Here is a 16,676-nt window from a genome sequence, read left to right as displayed (position 1 = left end):
CACGTCCGAAGCCGCCGGCGGGTGGGCGTACGGGAGCCGTCGGCGGGGCCGGACGGGAGCATGACGGGACGCCAAAGCCGCGGGGCGCGGTACGCCGATGCGTACCGCGCCCCGCGGCTGTGATGGGTGACCGGGTGCTAATCGGTCACGCGGACTTCCTGCTGTCGCGCGGGTGCACCGCGATGTTCATGGCGCCGGAGCGCAGGACCGCCAGCCGTTCGGCCAGCACTTCCTCCAGCTCCTCGCGGGTGCGCCGCTCCATCAGCATGTCCCAGTGCGTGCGCGCAGGCTTCGCCTTCTTCTCCTCGGGGCCGTCCCCGTCCACCAGGAGTGCCTGGTTTCCGCAGACCTTGCACTCCCACTCCGGCGGGATCTCCGCCTCGACCGAGAACGGCATCTCGAACCGATGCCCCTTCTCGCATGCGTACTCCACCGCCTGGCGCGGGGCCAGATCGATGCCGCGGTCGGTCTCGTAGCTGGTCACCACGAGGCGCGTGCCGCGAAGAGCTCGCTCACTCATGAATCGTGCCTCCCGGGCTTGTCGCCCACAGGACAGGTGTCGCTGTCGTCGTCATCCGGTCAACGGCCGGTCGGCGGTAAAGATTCCCGTTGCGGGTCATGCGTCGCCCGTCGTGCCGCCCCTTGTTGTACCCACCAATGCCCGGTTTGTCACATCTGGCAGAAGATGTCACCCAGCGTTCCCGGTATCCGAGCACGCAGTAACGGTCCGCCTGGCAGGCCAAAGGCGTACACTAGCGGCCTTTCACTTCGCCGTCTAAATCCGGACCGGTTTCCGCTCAGATCCGTTCCGGGACGGGGTTGCCCGCGGCGACCACCGCACGTCGTACCGGTACCCGCGCGAGCAGCACGAAACCCACCGAGAAGAACAGCACCAGGGAGACGATCGCGTCCCGGTAGCTTCCGGTCAGCTGGTAGGCGAGTCCGAACACCAGCGGCCCCAACCAGCTCAGCCCGCGGTCGCTCATCTCGTACGCCGAGAAGTACTCCGCCTCCTTGCCGCGCGGCACCAGGTGCGAGAACAGGGAGCGGGACAGCGCCTGGCTGCCGCCCAGCACCAGCCCGATCGCGGCCGCCAGCCCGTAGAACCAGACCGGCTCGCCGGCCGGCAGGAAGTACCCGGCCGCCAGGATCAGCGTCCACACCGCCAGCGAGCCGAGGATCGTCCGCTTCGCCCCGTACGAGCGGGCCAGCCGGCCCATCCCGAGCGCGCCGGCCACCGCCAGCACCTGCACCAGCAGCACGGCCGTGATCAGCGTCGTCTGCTCCAGGCCCAGTTCCTCGGAGCCGTAGACGGACGCCTGGGAGATCACCGTCTGCACCCCGTCGTTGTAGACGAGGTAGGCGAGGAGGAACGACAGCGTCAGCGGATGGCGCCGCATGTCCCGCAGGGTCGACACCAGCCGGCGCCATCCGGGCCCGACCGACCCCCCGCCGCCCGCCGGGGCGACCCTCCGGTCGCGCAGCCGCCGCAGCGGCACCAACGTGAACGCGCCCCACCACAGGCCCGCCGACGCCAGGCAGATCCGCACCGCGGCGGACTCGGTCAGGCCGAACGACGCGTGGCCGGAGTACAGCACCAGGTTCAGGACGAGGACGAGCGCGCCCGAGGTGTACCCGAACGCCCAGCCCCGCGACGACACCGCGTCGCGCTCCTCCGGCCCGGCGATCTGCGGCAGGTACGCGTTGTACAGGGCCATCGACACGGCGAGCGCCGCGTTCGCGACGACCAGCAGCAGCGCGCCCAGCAGGTAGCGGTCGCCCTCCAGGAAGAACATGCCGGTCGTGGCGCCGGCGCCCACGTACGCCGCGGTGGCCAGCAGCGGCTTCTTGCGTCCCGTACGGTCCGCCACCGCGCCGGCCAACGGCATCACCAGCACCGCGAGGACGATCGACGCCGAGACGGAGTACGCGAAGAGCGACCCGGCGCGGACCGGGACGCCGAGCGGGTGCACGAAGCCGTCCGGGTCCGCCGCGGCCTTCGCCACCGAGGTCAGGTACGGGCCGAGGAACACCGTCAGGACGCTCGTCGAGTAGACCGAGCAGGCGAAGTCGTAGAAGTACCAGCCGTGCTGCTCGCGGCGGCGGTCGGGGGGCGGCACGTCGCCGGCGCCGGCCTCCCGGTCGGTGGTCTCGGCGGTCACACGCGCCCCCTCGTTCGTCCCGGCCCCGGCTCCGGCCTCGGCCCACCCGGGGTCAGAGCCACGCTCCCCGGTCGGTGAGCACCGTGCGCAGCGTCTCCAGATGATCGGTCATGATGCCATCGACGCCCAGGTCCAGGAGAGCCGTCATGCGCCGCGGATCGTTGACCGTCCACACGTGCACCTGCAGCCCGCGTGCGTGGGCCTCCCGCACGAAGCGCCGGTCGACGACCCGTACCCCGCCCTGCGCCTCCGGCACCTGGGCGGCCACCGCCCCCGCGCGCACCGCCGCCGGGATCCCGTACGAGCGCAGCCGCAGCGCGACCACGCCGCGCACCCCGTACGACGTGGCCAGCCGCTCGCCCGCCGCCCTGCGCGCGCGGGCCACGCGGCCCTCGTCGAAGGAGCCCACGCACACCCGGTCCCACGCGCCGGTCCGGCGGATCAGCGAGACGAGCGGCGCGAGCGCCGACTCCGCCTTCAGGTCGACGTTCCAGCGGGCCTGCGGGAACTCCTCCAGTAGTTCCTCGAAGAGCGGCAGCGGCTCCCGGCCCGCGACCCGCGCCCGCCGCACCTCGCTCCACGGGAGCCGCGCGATCCGGCCGCGGGCGTCCGTCACCCGGTCGAGGGTCGCGTCGTGGAACGCGACGAGCCGGCCGTCGGCCGTCGTGTGCACGTCCGTCTCGAAGTAGCGGTAGCCGGCCTCGGCGGCCCGCCGGAACGCGCTCGCGGTGTTCTCCAGGCCGTCCGCCGCGCCGCCCCGGTGGGCGAACGGTATGGGGGAGGGGTGGTCCAGGTAGGGGTGGCCCGGTCGGGGGCGCGGCAGTCGAGTCACCGCGGCAGTATGACCCGGTCCGGTGGCCCGGCGGCGACCGCGGGGCGGTCCTCGGGAGTACCGGAGGTGGCGCCCGGCGCACCGGTGGGGGCGGCGGGGGCGGGCGGGTCGGCGAGGGGCTCGGCGGGGTCGTCGGGGCCGGCGGGGGAGGGGGCGGTGGGGACGGCGCGGGTGGCCGGGACGGTGAACAGGCGCAGGGAGAGCTGGGCGAGCGGTCCGATGGCGAGCGCGTACAGCAGCGTTCCGACGCCGACGGACCCGCCGAGGAGGAAGCCCGTGGCGACCACGCCGACCTCGATGAGGGTCCGGATCAGCCGCAGCGAGCGGCCGGTGACCCGGTGCAGCCCGGTCATGAGGCCGTCCCGGGGCCCGGGTCCGAAGCGGGCGGCGATGTAGAGGCCCGTCGCGGCGCCGTTGAGGACCACTCCGGCGACCATCAGCGCGACGCGCGCCCCCGTCCCGTGGACGTCCGGGAGGAGGGCGAGGGTGCCGTCCATCGCGGCGCCGATCAGCAGGACGTTCGCCACGGTGCCGAGACCCGGCCGCTGCCGCAGGGGGATCCAGAGCAGCAGCACGACCCCGCCCATGAGCGTCACGACGACGCCGATGGACAGGCCGGTGAGCCGGGCCAGGCCCTGGTGGAGCACGTTCCACGGTTCGAGGCCGAGGCCGCTGCGGACGAGGAGGGCCGAGCTGGCGCCGTAGAGGAGCAGGCCGGCGGTGAGCTGGACGAGCCGGCGCGGTAGCCGCCGCCCGTACCGCCCCCCGGCGGCTTCGTCCAGGGGTCCCCCGGCGGGTTCGTCGGTGCTCTCCGCCGGGTGGCCCGATGCGGACCCCTCCGTCGACTCCGGTGCGGACGTCGGACTGCACATGTGTACCCCCGGGCTCTGGTGTGGTGGACTGGCCTGTGACACTCTCTGGCCGGGGATCGGCCGCGAACCATGGCCAATCCGAGGAAGGTGGACTGAAGTCATGGCCCAGTGGACTTCGGCGGTGGGCCCCGCCCAGCTCGCCCGTCAGTTGACCGTGCAACAACCCCGGCCCGCGGGCCCCGGTACGCGCAAGCCGCCCGCCTACCGCGCCCTGGCGGACGGCATCCGCCTGCTGGTGCTGGAGGGCCGGGTGCCGGTCGCCGCCCGGCTGCCCGCGGAACGGGAGCTCGCGCTGGCGCTCTCCGTGAGCCGCACCACCGTCGCCGCCGCCTACGAGGCGCTGCGCGCGGAAGGGTTCCTGGAGTCACGGCGGGGGGCCGGCAGCTGGACCACCGTCCCGGCCGGCAACCCCCTGCCGGCCCGCGGCCTCGAACCGCTGCCGCCCGAGTCGCTGGGCTCGATGATCGACCTGGGGTGCGCGGCGCTGCCCGCCCCCGAGCCCTGGCTCAGCCGCGGCTTCCAGGGCGCCCTGGAGGAGCTCCCGCCCTACGCCCACACCCACGGCGACTACCCGGCGGGCCTCCCCGCGCTGCGCCGCACCCTGGCCGAGCGGTACACGCGGCGCGGCATCCCCACGATGCCCGAGCAGATCATGGTGACGACCGGCGCGATGGGCGCGATCGACGCGATCTGCCACCTCTTCGCCGGCCGCGGCGAGCGCATCGCCGTGGAGTCGCCGTCGTACGCCAACATCCTCCAGCTCATGCGGGAGGCCGGCGCGCGCCTGGTGCCCGTCGCCATGGCGGAGGGGCTGTCCGGCTGGGACCTGCCCCGCTGGCGCCAGGTGCTCCGCGACGCCGCGCCCCGGCTGGCGTACGTGGTCGCCGACTTCCACAACCCGACGGGCGCCCTCGCCGACGAGGACCAGCGCCGGGCGCTGGTCGACGCGGCGCGGTCGGCCGGGACGGTCCTCGTGGTCGACGAGACCATGGCGGAGCTGCACCTGGAGGACGACCTGGAGATGCCGCGGCCCGTCTGCGCCTTCGACCCGGCCGGCAGCACGGTGCTGACGGTCGGCTCGGCGAGCAAGGCGTTCTGGGCCGGCATGCGGATCGGCTGGGTCCGCGCGGCCCCCGACGTCATCCGCTCCCTCGTCGCGGCCCGCGCCTACGCGGACCTGGGCACCCCGGTCCTGGAGCAGCTGGGCGTCAACTGGCTGATGCGGACCGGCGGGTGGGAGGAGGCGGTCACCCTCCGGCGCGCCCAGGCCCGGGAGAACCGGGACGCGCTGGTCGCCGCGGTGCGCCGGGAGCTGCCGGGCTGGGAGTTCGAGGTGCCGCTCGGCGGGCTGACGCTGTGGGTGCGCACCGGGGGTCTGTCCGGGTCGCGCCTGGCGGAGGTGGGGGAGCGCGTCGGCGTGCGCGTGCCGTCGGGGCCGCGCTTCGGCGTGGACGGCGCCTTCGAGGGGTACGTCCGGCTCCCGTTCACCGTCGGAGGGCCGGTCGCCGACGAGGCCGCCGTCCGGCTGGCCGCCGCCGCGGCCGCGGTGCGTTCCGGCGCCAGCGGGGGAGCGGCGGCGGAGGAGCCGCGGACGTTCGTGGCCTGAGCGCGCCTCGGGGCGCGCCGGGGCGGGCGCGTGCCCGGCGCGCCCGGGGCCGGCCCGGCGCTCCGGTGGGCCGGGGGCTGGGGGGGACTCCGGGGGTGACGGTGCTCGGGGGTGCCGGGGGGTGCCGTGCTCCTCGTGCTCCCGGCCACGGGGGCGGCCGAGTGTTCCGGGCGTGCCGTGTGCCCCGGGCTCCCCGTGCTCCCCGGCCGGGTGCACAGCGTGCGGCGGGCGTACCGCGTGCGGTGGGCGCGCTGGGGTACGGACGCCGACGGGCGGGGATGCCGGGGCGTGGGCCGGAACGCGAGGGCCGCGACGGGGCCGCGCGCCGGCGCGTCGGCGTCAGGCGGGGAGCGCCGGCTCTCCCGCCGGGAGGGGTGAATCCCGCGGCGGCGCCGGCTCGGGGGGCTCCGTGGGGTGCACCGCGAGGAGGTCCAGCACCGCTCGGCGGTGGGGCTCGGGGGCCTCGTCGTCGTACGGGTCCGGTGTGGCCGGGACCTGGAGCCGCAGGACGGGGCCGGTGCCGAGGCGGACGTACCCGCGTCCCGGCGGCACCTGGGGCGGCGGCGTCGTGTGGGGCGGGGCGCCCAGGACGTCCGTGAGCTGTTCGGGCGTGGCCGCGCCGAGAGTGACGTGCGCGCGCGTGTGGGCCCGTACGGAAGCGCCGAGGACGTCGACGGTGTCGAACTGCTCGCCCACCACGACCGTGACGTACGCCGCCCGGCCGTGCCGCAGTGGCACCTGGAGGAGTTCCTGCGGGTCGGGGCGGCCCTCCGCCGCCGCCAGGTCGCCGAGGACACCGAGCCGGTCGAGCAGGATCCACAGGGGCCGCCGCAGTTCCGTGGGAGCGGGCCGCCCCGCCTGCCGGGCCTCGTGGGCGACGGCGAGGCGCCGCTCGGTCGCGCGGACCGCCCACTCCAGCGCGTTCAACGCGCCGACCGGCCCGCACTCCACGCCCAGCACGCCGTCCCGGCCGGACAGGCAGGCGTACTCGCCGCTCCCGCACCCCTCCAGCACCAGCACGTCCCCGCCGTGCAGCAGCGCCTGGAGCGCGATCGACCGCAGCAGGGTACTGACGCCGGCTCCGGGCTGCCCGACCACCAGCAGGTGCGGCTCCGTCGCGCGCGGCCCGGTGCGCCAGACCACGGCGGGGGCGTCGCGCGTCGCCTCGCCGTCCCGGACGGGGACCGTCCGCTGCACGGCGTCGGCGTCGGTGAAACCCAGTACCGTCTCGCCCGGCACCGTGACGAAGCGCTGCGCGGCCACCGACACCGGCAGGGCGGGCAGCACGCACATCACCAGCCGGTTGCCCTCCTCGTCCCAGTCGAAGAGGTACTCGCGGCCGCGACCGCACTTGGCGTGCAGGACGTGCTCGATCCGGGCGCGCGAGGCCGGGTCGCCGTCCGGGAAGTAGGCCGGGTACGCGATGCGCAGCCGGGTGGGCCGGCCGTCGGCGTCGAACGCGAAGTCGCTGAAGGCGCCGCTCCACTCCCCGCCGTGGGAGAAGAGCGGACTCGGGTCGTCGGGCACCGAGAAGTACGGCACCAGGGCCTCGTACAGCGCCCGCAGCCGCGCGGTCTCGGCCTCGTCGGGCCCCGTCCGCTCGACGGGGCGTTCCCTGCCCTTCCACGCCGCCGCCGCCATCAGCGAGATCAGCGCCAGGAGCGGTCCGTACGGCAGCAGGGCGACGACCAGGACGCCCGCGGCGGCCAGGAACAGCGTGGGACCGCGCCGTTCCTTGGGGGTGGCCGCCCATCGGGCACGTCCGGCCGCTGCCAGCCTCCGCAGGCCGCGCGAGACCGTGAACAGCGGATGGAGGACGTCCGTGGCGCTGTCGGCGGCCGTGCGCGCGATCTCTCGGCTGCGAGTGATCGAGGCGCTGCCGCTGCGCAGAATGCGGGGGAGTGGTCGCCTGGCCACGTCGTCTCCTGGGGTCGTGGAAGGGGAGGGCGAGGGTCCTGCGGCGTCAGAAGTTGATGCCGCCCAGCAGGCTGGCGAGGCTCTGCCCGCCCGCGGTGATGCTCGGCGCGATCGCGGTGCCCGCGAGGTAGAAGCCGAACAGCGAGCAGACCAGGGCGTGGGACGCCTTGAGGCCGTCCTTCTTGAAGAAGAGGAAGACGATGATGCCCAGCAGTACCACGCCGGAGATCGACAGGATCATGAGGTTTCTCCTGGTTGAAGGGACAGTCACCATGAGGTGTTCCAGGCTCACAGGAAGCATCTATGTGATAAAAGGTGCAATCGGGTGAAGTTCGGGTGTTTTCACTTGACTGGCGCACGTCGGGATGCGGTCGGGTGGGGCAGTACCCTGTCGGTTCACTCGTACGGCTGACCTCGTCGTACGCACGGCAACGGAGCACGGACAGCACGGAAAGGCGGCCCGCCGATGAGCGACACCCCCGACCCCGAGGTGGTCGAACTCGCGTCGAAGATCTTCGACCTGGCACGCCGGGGGGAGACCGCGGCGCTCGCCGCCTACGTCGACGCCGGCGCCCCCGCGAACCTCTCCAACGACAAGGGCGACTCGCTCGTGATGCTCGCCGCGTACCACGGCCACGCCGCGACGGTGGAGGCCCTCCTGGCGCGCGGCGCCGACCCCGACGCCGTCAACGACCGGGGGCAGACCCCTCTCGCCGGAGCGGTCTTCAAGGGTGAGGAATCCGTCATCCGGACCCTCCTCGCGGGCGGCGCGGATCCGGAAGCCGGGACTCCGTCCGCGCTGGACACGGCCCGGATGTTCGGCAGGACGGAGCTCCTGGAACAGAACCGGAAGGGGTGAACGGCCCGGGAACGGGCAGCGAACCCCGGACGGACACGGCGCCGTAAATGTGGTCGCGGCGGAGAAAACGCTGGGTCATCATGACGACGGGCCCGCACGGGGCCACCGATGAGAAGGCAGAGGCAGAGGAAGATGGTCGACACCAGGCAGAAGACGACGGGCGGCTCCTCATGTTGTTCCCGCGCGGCCTAGCCGATCACCGGCGACCAACCCACCCGGTTGCTTCGGGACACCCGACCGCGCCCGTTGCGTCGACAGCTTGATGTGAGGCGTTTTCCATGTTCGAACCAGTCATAGCGCCGAGCGGCACCCTGCTCGGTCTGCTGCAGAGGGGCCGCGGTGACGGCACGCTGCACGCGCTCGCCGCGCCCCGTGCCGAAGCCCTCGCCGCCCTCGACCACTGCGTGCTCCACGACCCCCGCCAGGACTGGCAGGTCGAGAACCGCTCCCTCTACTACGCCCGCCTCTACCTGGACCTGCACGGCGGTCTGGACGCGGTCGAGGCCCACCTGTTCGGTGTCGAGGACACCCTCGACACCGAGGAGTGCCGGACCGGCCTCGCGCTGTCGGTGCTGGGCCACCTCGCCTCGTACGGCCGCCGCGACGCCCTCCTGCTGCTGCGCCGCTACACGGCGACCGGCACCAACTGGGCCTGGGCCCTCGACGAGCTGGCCCTCCGCGACGAGGACACCGCGCTGCGCGGCCTCGCCGACGCCGTCCTCGCCCGCTTCCCGGCCACGCCGGACGGCGAGGCCGCGCTGGCGGCCACGGTCCGCGACGCCTACGAGCCCCGCCCGTGGCGGCTGTGGGGCGACGACCCCCGCGACACCGTGGGCGGCCGCGTGCGCGCCGCCCGGGAACAGGGCTCCTTCGCCCGGTGGCAGCGGCAGATGAGCCCCACCGGGCCGCGTCCCGGGTGGAGCGTCCAGGCCGTCTTCGACTGGGCGCAGGAGGGCCTGGAGCGCGGCAGCGTCCTGCACGGCCCGGCCGCCCGCTGCCTCAACGCGGTGGCGGGCCCCGACGACCGGCCCCTGATCCTGGACGCCGCCCGCAGCGGCTCCGACGGTGCCCGCTGCGCCTCCCTGCACTACCTCGCCGAGTCCCGTGACCCGGCCGTGCTCGACCTGATCGAGGCAGCGGCGGGTGACCCGTCCCGCACGGTCTCCGAAGCGGCCGTCGCCGCCTTCGAGCGCATGTGCGGCGAGGCCGCCGTCGACCGCGCCCGGGGCTGGGTGCACCGGCCCGACGCCCTCGGCGCCTCGGCCGCCGGCGTCCTCGCCGCCCGCGGCGGCGAACAGGACGCCCCGCTGGTCCTCGGCGCGCTCCGCCAGGCCGTCCGCACCGACGGCCCGGACGCGCCCTCCCTCTACCCCCTCGTCGACGGCGCCGGCCGCCTGGGCATCGGCTGCGCCGCGCCCGTCCTGCGCCACGTCTACCGCGAGACCGCCTCGTCCGAACTGCGCGGCCGCACCGCCCGCGCCCTCGCCGCCACCGACGCGACCTTCCCCACCGGCTTCGCCGTCGAGTGCCTGTGGGACTGCGAGGAGACCACCCGGGAGATCGCCGCCCGGCACGCCGAGACCGGGGACGTGCGCGTCGCCGAACGGCTGCGCCGGCTCGCCGCCGACCCCGTGGAAGAGGACGAGGTACAGACGGCCGTCCGCAGCCGCATAGGCCCCGACGCGCCCGCCGTCTGACCCACCCGGGGCCCCCGGCACACGGCCCACCCGGGGCCCCCGGCACACGGCCCGCCCGGGGCCCCGGCACACGGCCCGCCCGGCAGGCTGGCCCCCGGGCAGGCGGTCCTCCCGGTACGCAGGCGGTCCTCCGGGCGCGCAGCCCTCCGGACGTACGGTCCCCGGGCCGGTCCGCCCGGCAGGCGGCCCTCCGGAAGGTGGTCCACCCGGTACGCAGCGCGCCCGGCATGCGGTCTTCCCCGGCACGCAGCCCGCTCGGCGCGGCCACAAAGCCGGGGCAGCAGCTGCCTGGGGCTCCGGTGCGCCGCAGGGGCGTCGGCGGGTGGCTCCCGGAGGCCCGGCGGAGGCGTGGGGGAGCCCCGGGGCCCCGCCGGAGCCCTCACCCGGTCTCACCGCGCGCCGCCGCCCGCGCCCACGAACCGCACCGGCGTCCCCGGCCTCGCCTGCGCGGCCGCCGCCAGATCGGGCTCGTGGACGACGGCCACCACCGGGTAGCCGCCGGTCGTCGGATGGTCCGCCAGGAACACCACCGGCAGACCGTCCGGCGGCACCTGTACGGCGCCCAGCACCATGCCCTCGCTGGGCAGCTCCCCGGCCCTCGCGCGCTCCAGCGGAGGGCCCTGGACGCGCAGGCCGATGCGGTTGGACGCCGCCGACACGCGGTACGGGCGGGAGGTGAGGGTGCGCAGCGCCCCGTCGGCGAACCAGTCGGCCCGGGGCCCCCACCGCACGCGCAGGACCAGCTCGTCGGGTACGCCCGGCCAGGGAGCCGCCTCGAAGTGGGCGCGCCCGGACGGCGGAGCCCCCAGTGCCAGCACCGCCCCGTCCACGAGCGGCGCGGGCCCCAACCCCGACAACAGGTCCGTCGAACGGCTGCCCAGCACCGCTTCCGCGGCCACACCGCCGGCGAACGCCACGTACGACCGCAGGCCCCGCCCGGCGGTACCCACGTCCAGTACCGCGCCGGCCGGGACCCGCACCGCAGCGCCCCACGCCGCCGGGCGCCCGTCCACGGCGACCGGGCAGGGCGCGCCGCCCACCGCCACGGCCACCGCGCACCTCGGCCGCACCGCGCAGCCGGTGAGGGTCGTCTCCAGGACGGCCGCCCCGTCGTCGTTGCCCACCAGCCGGTTGGCCAGGGCCGCGGCGTACGGGTCGAGCGCGCCGGAGCGCGGCACCCCGAGGTGGGCGTAGCCGGCGCGCCCCCGGTCCTGCACCGTGGTGAGCGCCCCGGCGCGGACGACCGTGAAGGCCCGTTCCGTCACCCGGCCCCCTCCACGAACCGCACCCGCGTGCCCGGCGCCAGCAGCGCCGCCGGCTCCCGCGCCGGATCCCACAGCAGGGCGTCCGTCGTCCCGACGAGCTGCCACCCACCGGGCGACGAACGCGGGTACACACCCGTGTACGGACCGGCCAGCCCGACCGAACCGGCCGGCACGGCCGTCCGCGGTGTGGACCGGCGCGGCACGGCGTACCGCTCCGGCAGCCCCGTCAGATAGCCGAAGCCCGGCGCGAACCCGCAGAACGCCACCCGGTACTCGGCCCCCGCGTGGATCCGCGGCACCTCACGGGGCGCCACGCCCCACACCCCGGCCACCTCGGCGAGGTCCGGCCCGTCGTACCGGACCGGCAGCTCGACCACCGGCTGCGCGCGCCACCGCGGCGGCGGCACCTCCCACGCCGCCATCTCGGCGGCCAGCCGCCGGGGATCGGCCACGCCGTCCAGCAGCACGGTCCGCGCCGCCGGGACGACATCCCGCACGGCGGGCAGCGCCCCCGCCGCCCGTCGCCGCAGCAGCTCGGCGTGGAAGGCGCCGGTCTCCTCGCCGTCCCGGAACTCCAGCAGCAACGCCCGCTCGCCCACCTCGAGGGCCCTCATGCGAACGCCTCCACCCGGACGCCGGCGTCCTCCAGCGCCGCCCGCACCCGCCGGGCCAGCTCCACGGCCCCGGGGGTGTCGCCGTGCACGCACAGCGACCGGGCCCGGACGGGGACGGGCCGTCCGCCGTGCGAGGTCACCGTCCCGGACCGCGCGATGGCCACGGACCGCTCCACCACCTCCGCCGGGTCGTGCAGGACGGCGCCCTCCTCCGTCCGCGGCACGAGGGTGCCGTCCGCCGTGTACGCCCGGTCCGCGAACGCCTCCGCCACCACCGGCAGCCCCACTTCCCCGGCGCTCCGGTGCAGCGCCGAACCGGGCAGGCACAGCAGGGGCAGCCCCCCGCCGGCCAGCAGCACCCCCTCGACCACGGCACGGGCCTGCACGCCGTCCCGCACCACGCGGTTGTACAGGGCGCCGTGCGGCTTGACGTACGCCACCGCCGCCCCGGCCGCCCGAGCGAAGACCTCCAGTGCGCCGATCTGGTAGGCCACCTCGGCCGCCAGCTCGTCCGGCGGTACGTCCATGGCCCGCCGCCCGAAGCCGGCGAGGTCGCGGTAGGAGACCTGGGCGCCGATGCGCACCCCCCGCTCGGCGGCGAGGGCGCACACGCGGCGCATCGTCACCGCGTCGCCCGCGTGGAAGCCGCAGGCCACGTTCGCGCTGGTCACCACCGACAGGAGCTGTTCGTCGTCGGTCAGCCGCCAGCGGCCGAAGCCCTCACCGAGATCGGCGTTGAGGTCCATCGATGCCCAGGTCACGTCCGTCGACCCCTCCGGAATTCCGTTCGTACGGCAGGAGCGCGCACCGCCCCTCCTCCACCATCCGTCACGACAGCTCCCGTCCGCGCGTCTCGGGCAGCCCGAGCAGGGCCAGCACGGCGATGCCGTACCCCACCGCCCCGAACACCAGGGCCCCGCCGACGCCCCAACTCCCGGCGAGGAAGCCGACCAGCGTCGGGAAGAACGCCCCCACCGCGCGGCCCGTGTTGTACGTGAACCCCTGCCCCGTGCCGCGCACCGACGTCGGGTAGAGCTCGGCGAGGAACGAACCGAAACCGCTGAAGATCGCGGACATGCAGAACCCGAGCGGGAAGCCGAGGACGAGCACCAGCCCGTCCGCCCCGGCGGGGATGTTCGTGTACGCCACGATGCACACCGCCGACAGGACGGCGAACAGCGCGATGTTCCGCTTCCGGCCGAGCCGGTCCGTCAGGTACCCGCCGGTCAGGTAGCCGATGAAGGCGCCGGATATGAGGAACGCCAGGTAGCCGCCGGTGCCGACGACGGTGAGGCCGCGCTCCGTCTTGAGGTAGGTGGGCACCCATGTGGCCAGTGTGTAGTAACCGCCCTGCACACCGGTGGACAGCAGCACCGCGAACAGCGTGGTGCGCCCCAGCCGGGAGCGGAAGATCTCCGCGAACGAACCGCGCCGGGCACTGGCCCGCCGGATCCGCTCGGCCTCCGGGGCGTCCCGCACGTTCCGCCGGACGTAGACCACCAGGAGCGCGGGCAGCGCGCCCGTCCAGAACATCACGCGCCACGCGGTGTCGGGGTCCAGGAAGTGGAAGACCAGGGTGTACACGACGACGGCGAGCGCCCAGCCGGCCGCCCACGCGCTCTGCACGCCGCCCAGGGTGCGCCCCCGGTGCCGCGCGGACGCGTACTCGGCGACGAGGATCGCGCCGACCGCCCACTCGCCGCCGAAGCCGAGGCCCTGCAGGGCACGGAAGACCAGCAGCGTCCCGTAGTCCGTCGCGAAACCGCAGGCGACCGTGAAGACCGCGTACGTCATGACGGTGATCATCAGCGCGCGCACGCGGCCGATCCGGTCGGCCAGGATCCCGGCGAGGGCGCCACCGACGGCCGACACGACCAGCGTGACGGTGGTCAGCAGCCCGGTCTGGCCGCTGTCGAGGCCGAAGTAGGCGGCGATGGCCACCATGCTCAGCGGCAGCGTGAAGAAGTCGTAGGAGTCCAGGGCGTACCCGCCGAACGCGCCGGCGAAGGCACGGCGGCCGCGCGGCCCGAGCGCGCGCAGCCACGCGAACGGCCGCTCGCCGCCCCGCGGCGGCTCCCCTTCCGGCGGCTGCAGCTGCGGCTGCGGTCCTGCGGACGCGGCGTCCTGGCTCGTCGGAGTCTTCCGGGTCGTACTCATCTGCACCTCGCAGAGGGTGAGGAGCGTGCCTGGGCTGTGCCGTGGATGGTGCCGAGCGGGCCGTGCGGTGTCCGACAACGTAGAGGATCGTTGAACGATCCGACAAGGGCTGTGGACAACCGTCCCGGCACCTCCGACCGCCCGTCCTCGACCCGGATCTACGATGGCGACGGCAGGCGGGCTGGGGCTCCACGGGAGGGACGACGGTGCCGGTGGGAACGACGAGCGGCGGACTGGCCGAGGACCGCGCGCTGCTGGGGCGCACGAGCACCGCCGAGCGGGTGGCGGACATCCTGCGCACGCGCATCGCGGAGGGGTACTTCCCGCCCGGGACCCGGCTGTCCGAGGACGGCATCGGCGGCGCGCTCGGCGTCTCCCGCAACACCCTGCGCGAGGCGTTCCGCCTGCTCACCCACGAGCGTCTGCTCGTGCACGAGCTGAACCGCGGCGTGTTCGTCCGCGTCCTCGCCGTCGACGACGTCGTCGACATCTACCGCATCCGCCAACTCGTCGAGTGCGCCGTCGTACACGACCTCGGCGACCCGCCGTTCGCCCTCGACGGGCTGGCCGACGCCGTCGCGGAAGGGGAACGGCACGCCCGCGTCGGCGACTGGAAGGGCGTGTCCACCGCCAACATCCACTTCCACCGCGAGCTGGTCGCCCTCGCCGGGAGCGAGCGCACCGACGAGCTGATGCGCGGCGTCCTCGCCGAACTCCGCCTCGCCTTCCACGTGGTCGACGACCCGCACGCCCTCCACGAGCCCTACCTGACGCGCAACCGGGAGATCCTCGACGCGCTGCGGGCGGGGGAGCGCACCACGGCCGAGCGGCTCCTCGGCGCGTACCTCGACGACTCGCGCGCCCAGCTCGTCGACGTGTACGCCCGGCGCGTGGCGCACGCCGCCCGCCCCGCACCCGAGCACGCCGCCCCGCCCCAGGACTGAGCACGCCGCCCGTCCCGGCCCTCCGCCCCTGCACCCCCGCCCGTCCCGGCCCTCCGCTCCTGCACCCCCGCCCGTCCCGGCCCTCCGCTCCTGCGCCACGCACGCCCCGGGCCCCGCCTCGGAAGCCGGCCCGAAGTCCCGCCCCGCGCACCCGCCGACCCGCGCCGTTTCGACCGCTGTCACCACGAGGACCTACTCTGTGCAGCGTGACTTCGCCTGCCCCGACGGAACCGACGGAACTCGTTCCGCCCCAGCTCAGCGCGGGGCCGCGGCCCGCGCAGGGCCCGGCCGCCGACGAAGGGCTGGCGCGGCGCCTGCGCGCGCTCGCCTGCACCGCGCCCCTGCACGACCTGGACGCCCGCAAGGCGAACCTGGCGGGCGAGTACTCGGTCTACGCCATGGCGGAGGTCGCCCTCGCGGCGATCGACCTCGTCACGCTCAACATGGACTTCGACACGGGCGCCGACCACGAGCAGATCGTCGCCCGTCTGCTGCCCCGCGTCGCCGCCCAGGCCCCGCACCGCCCGGCCGCCGAACACGAGCGCGTCGCCCGCTGGGTCCTGGAGAACCTCATCAACGTCGGCAGTGTCGATCGCGGCTTCCGCGCCGTCTACGGCACCTTCGGCGTCGACGGCGTCTACGTCCGCCGGGACTACGACTTCAAGCTCATCGAGGAGGTGCCCGGGTACGGCGGCAACGTCTACCTCCGCACCACCGACGAAGCCGTCAACGTCCTGGTCGGCGCCCTCGACACCGACGTCACCAGCGCCCAGATCGCCGCCGAGGTCAAGCTGGAGGTGCTGATCAGCCGGGGCCGGCTCGCCGACGCCCAGCTCGCCGCCGAGCAGGCCCGGTACCGCACCGTGCAGTACGCCGAGACCCTCCGCAAGACCCTGGAGGCCACCCGGCGCAACGTCCGCGCGGTCGACTGGCTCAAGACGGTCCCCGACATGATCGACGAGGCGCTGGACCACGTCGCGGACCGCTACCGCCACGAGAACGCGATCCTCACCAACATCCGCAAGGCCCGCGACGAGGCGGAGGAGCCCGAGCACAAGCGGCGCGCCGCCGAGCTCGTCGACATCGTCAAGGACTGCATCCGCCGCCACACGCAGCTCCAGTCGCGTCTTCTGGAGGCGGGGCCCCTCTTCCGCGCCGAGCAGGACCGCCAGGCCTTCGCCCAGCCCGCCGCCCGGACCGGTCTCGACCTGTACGGACAGCTCCTCGCCCCCCTGCTGCCGCTCCCGCTGGAGCAGGCCGGCCGCGTCACCGACGCCTACTTCGCCCGCGGCACGGGCCTGCGCACCCCCGGCTCCGTACGCCTCGGCGACCTCGTCGACCTCCTCCTCACCCCGCCCGCGGAGCGCGAGCACCTCGGCGCGGAGATGCCCGAGCCGGATCTGATCGCCACCCCCGACGACAGCCGCTTCAGCGAGGAACAGCTCGAGACGGCCATGGCGCTGCTCGACCTGGAGCACGACGCGCCCCGCCGGCTCTCCGGGCTCCTCGCCGAGGCCCGCCGGAAGGACCCCGACCTGCCCTACCTGGTCGCCCTCCTCGCGGTGCACGCGGCGAGCCCCCCGGTCGGCACCGCCTACCGCCAGGGCGAGGAGCGCCTCCTGTTCGCCGTCGACGACGGCACGCAGCTCGACGACCCCGAGTTCGGCGGCGCGGACCTCATCGTCGGCACCGCCCTGCTCGACGCGGCCGGCATGGCCGCCGACCGCACGTAGCCCGCATGACCGCGACCA

At 75.1% G+C, this 16,676-nt stretch carries 15 protein-coding genes; 5 read left to right on the top strand and 10 right to left on the bottom strand.

All coding sequences use genetic code 11. The features are described from left to right. Nucleotides 1–145: 145 nt before the first annotated feature. The 4 genes from NRO40_RS03935 to yczE form a co-directional block, all read right to left on the bottom strand. Nucleotides 146–520: an RNA polymerase-binding protein RbpA gene (locus NRO40_RS03935; RefSeq protein ID WP_058941040.1), complete on the bottom strand. Its 375-nt coding sequence runs from the start codon at nucleotides 518–520 to the stop codon at nucleotides 146–148. A 277-nt stretch (nucleotides 521–797) separates the two neighbouring features. After that, nucleotides 798–2,162, bottom strand: coding sequence for an MFS transporter (locus NRO40_RS03930; RefSeq protein WP_058941039.1), 1,365 nt, complete (start codon nucleotides 2,160–2,162; stop codon nucleotides 798–800). Nucleotides 2,163–2,214: 52 nt separating this feature from the next. Next, a complete protein-coding gene (locus NRO40_RS03925) occupies nucleotides 2,215–2,994 on the bottom strand; it encodes a glycerophosphodiester phosphodiesterase family protein (RefSeq protein WP_058941038.1) in 780 nt (259 codons plus the stop codon). Then, nucleotides 2,991–3,866, bottom strand: coding sequence for a membrane protein YczE (gene yczE, locus NRO40_RS03920; protein WP_408056974.1), 876 nt, complete (start codon nucleotides 3,864–3,866; stop codon nucleotides 2,991–2,993). Before yczE ends, NRO40_RS03925 begins: the two co-directional genes overlap by 4 nt. A 100-nt stretch (nucleotides 3,867–3,966) precedes the next feature. Between yczE and NRO40_RS03915 the strand changes: the two genes are divergently transcribed. Beyond that, entirely contained in the window at nucleotides 3,967–5,472 is a 1,506-nt protein-coding gene (locus NRO40_RS03915) for an SCO1417 family PLP biosynthesis transcription factor (protein WP_058941037.1), read from the top strand. 339 nt (nucleotides 5,473–5,811) lie between these two features. Here NRO40_RS03915 and NRO40_RS03905 read toward each other — a convergent pair whose 3' ends face one another. Continuing rightward, the gene (locus tag NRO40_RS03905; protein WP_058941036.1) at nucleotides 5,812–7,389 is read right to left on the bottom strand and encodes an FtsK/SpoIIIE domain-containing protein; all 1,578 of its coding nucleotides are present in this window, start codon (nucleotides 7,387–7,389) and stop codon (nucleotides 5,812–5,814) included. Nucleotides 7,390–7,435: 46 nt separating this feature from the next. Continuing rightward, on the bottom strand, nucleotides 7,436–7,630 hold the full coding sequence (locus NRO40_RS03900; RefSeq protein ID WP_058941035.1) for a hypothetical protein: 195 nt from the start codon (nucleotides 7,628–7,630) through the stop codon (nucleotides 7,436–7,438). A 225-nt stretch (nucleotides 7,631–7,855) separates the two neighbouring features. On the opposite strand from NRO40_RS03900, the gene NRO40_RS03895 reads away from it, so the two are divergent. Together NRO40_RS03895 and NRO40_RS03890 are read left to right on the top strand one after the other, a co-directional pair. After that, nucleotides 7,856–8,248: an ankyrin repeat domain-containing protein gene (locus tag NRO40_RS03895; RefSeq protein WP_058941034.1), complete on the top strand. Its 393-nt coding sequence runs from the start codon at nucleotides 7,856–7,858 to the stop codon at nucleotides 8,246–8,248. Nucleotides 8,249–8,526: 278 nt separating this feature from the next. Further along, a complete protein-coding gene (locus NRO40_RS03890; protein WP_058941033.1) occupies nucleotides 8,527–9,945 on the top strand; it encodes a hypothetical protein in 1,419 nt (472 codons plus the stop codon). Nucleotides 9,946–10,334: 389 nt separating this feature from the next. Here NRO40_RS03890 and NRO40_RS03885 read toward each other — a convergent pair whose 3' ends face one another. The 4 genes from NRO40_RS03885 to NRO40_RS03870 form a co-directional block, all read right to left on the bottom strand. Beyond that, entirely contained in the window at nucleotides 10,335–11,210 is an 876-nt protein-coding gene (locus NRO40_RS03885; RefSeq protein ID WP_058941032.1) for a 5-oxoprolinase subunit C family protein, read from the bottom strand. After that, nucleotides 11,207–11,824 carry a 5-oxoprolinase subunit PxpB gene (gene pxpB, locus NRO40_RS03880; RefSeq protein ID WP_058941031.1) on the bottom strand — a complete coding sequence of 206 codons (618 nt, stop codon included), beginning with the start codon at nucleotides 11,822–11,824 and terminating at the stop codon, nucleotides 11,207–11,209. The genes NRO40_RS03885 and pxpB overlap by 4 nt, the downstream gene beginning before the upstream one ends. Further along, nucleotides 11,821–12,585 (bottom strand): LamB/YcsF family protein, encoded by a 765-nt coding sequence (locus NRO40_RS03875; protein ID WP_058941030.1) that lies wholly within the window; start codon nucleotides 12,583–12,585, stop codon nucleotides 11,821–11,823. The genes pxpB and NRO40_RS03875 overlap by 4 nt, the downstream gene beginning before the upstream one ends. A 67-nt stretch (nucleotides 12,586–12,652) precedes the next feature. After that, nucleotides 12,653–13,981, bottom strand: coding sequence for an MFS transporter (locus NRO40_RS03870; protein WP_058941029.1), 1,329 nt, complete (start codon nucleotides 13,979–13,981; stop codon nucleotides 12,653–12,655). Nucleotides 13,982–14,193: 212 nt separating this feature from the next. On the opposite strand from NRO40_RS03870, the gene NRO40_RS03865 reads away from it, so the two are divergent. Both NRO40_RS03865 and NRO40_RS03860 read left to right on the top strand, forming a co-directional pair. Further along, nucleotides 14,194–14,925, top strand: coding sequence for a GntR family transcriptional regulator (locus NRO40_RS03865; RefSeq protein WP_058941119.1), 732 nt, complete (start codon nucleotides 14,194–14,196; stop codon nucleotides 14,923–14,925). Nucleotides 14,926–15,131: 206 nt separating this feature from the next. Further along, entirely contained in the window at nucleotides 15,132–16,658 is a 1,527-nt protein-coding gene (locus NRO40_RS03860) for a hypothetical protein (protein WP_058941028.1), read from the top strand. Nucleotides 16,659–16,676: the final 18 nt, after the last annotated feature.

It is taken from the genome of Streptomyces changanensis (assembly GCF_024600715.1).
GTDB classification, from domain to species: domain Bacteria; phylum Actinomycetota; class Actinomycetes; order Streptomycetales; family Streptomycetaceae; genus Streptomyces; species Streptomyces changanensis.
Note: the sequence above shows the minus strand (reverse complement) of the source record. Positions and strands in the feature narration are given on the sequence as shown.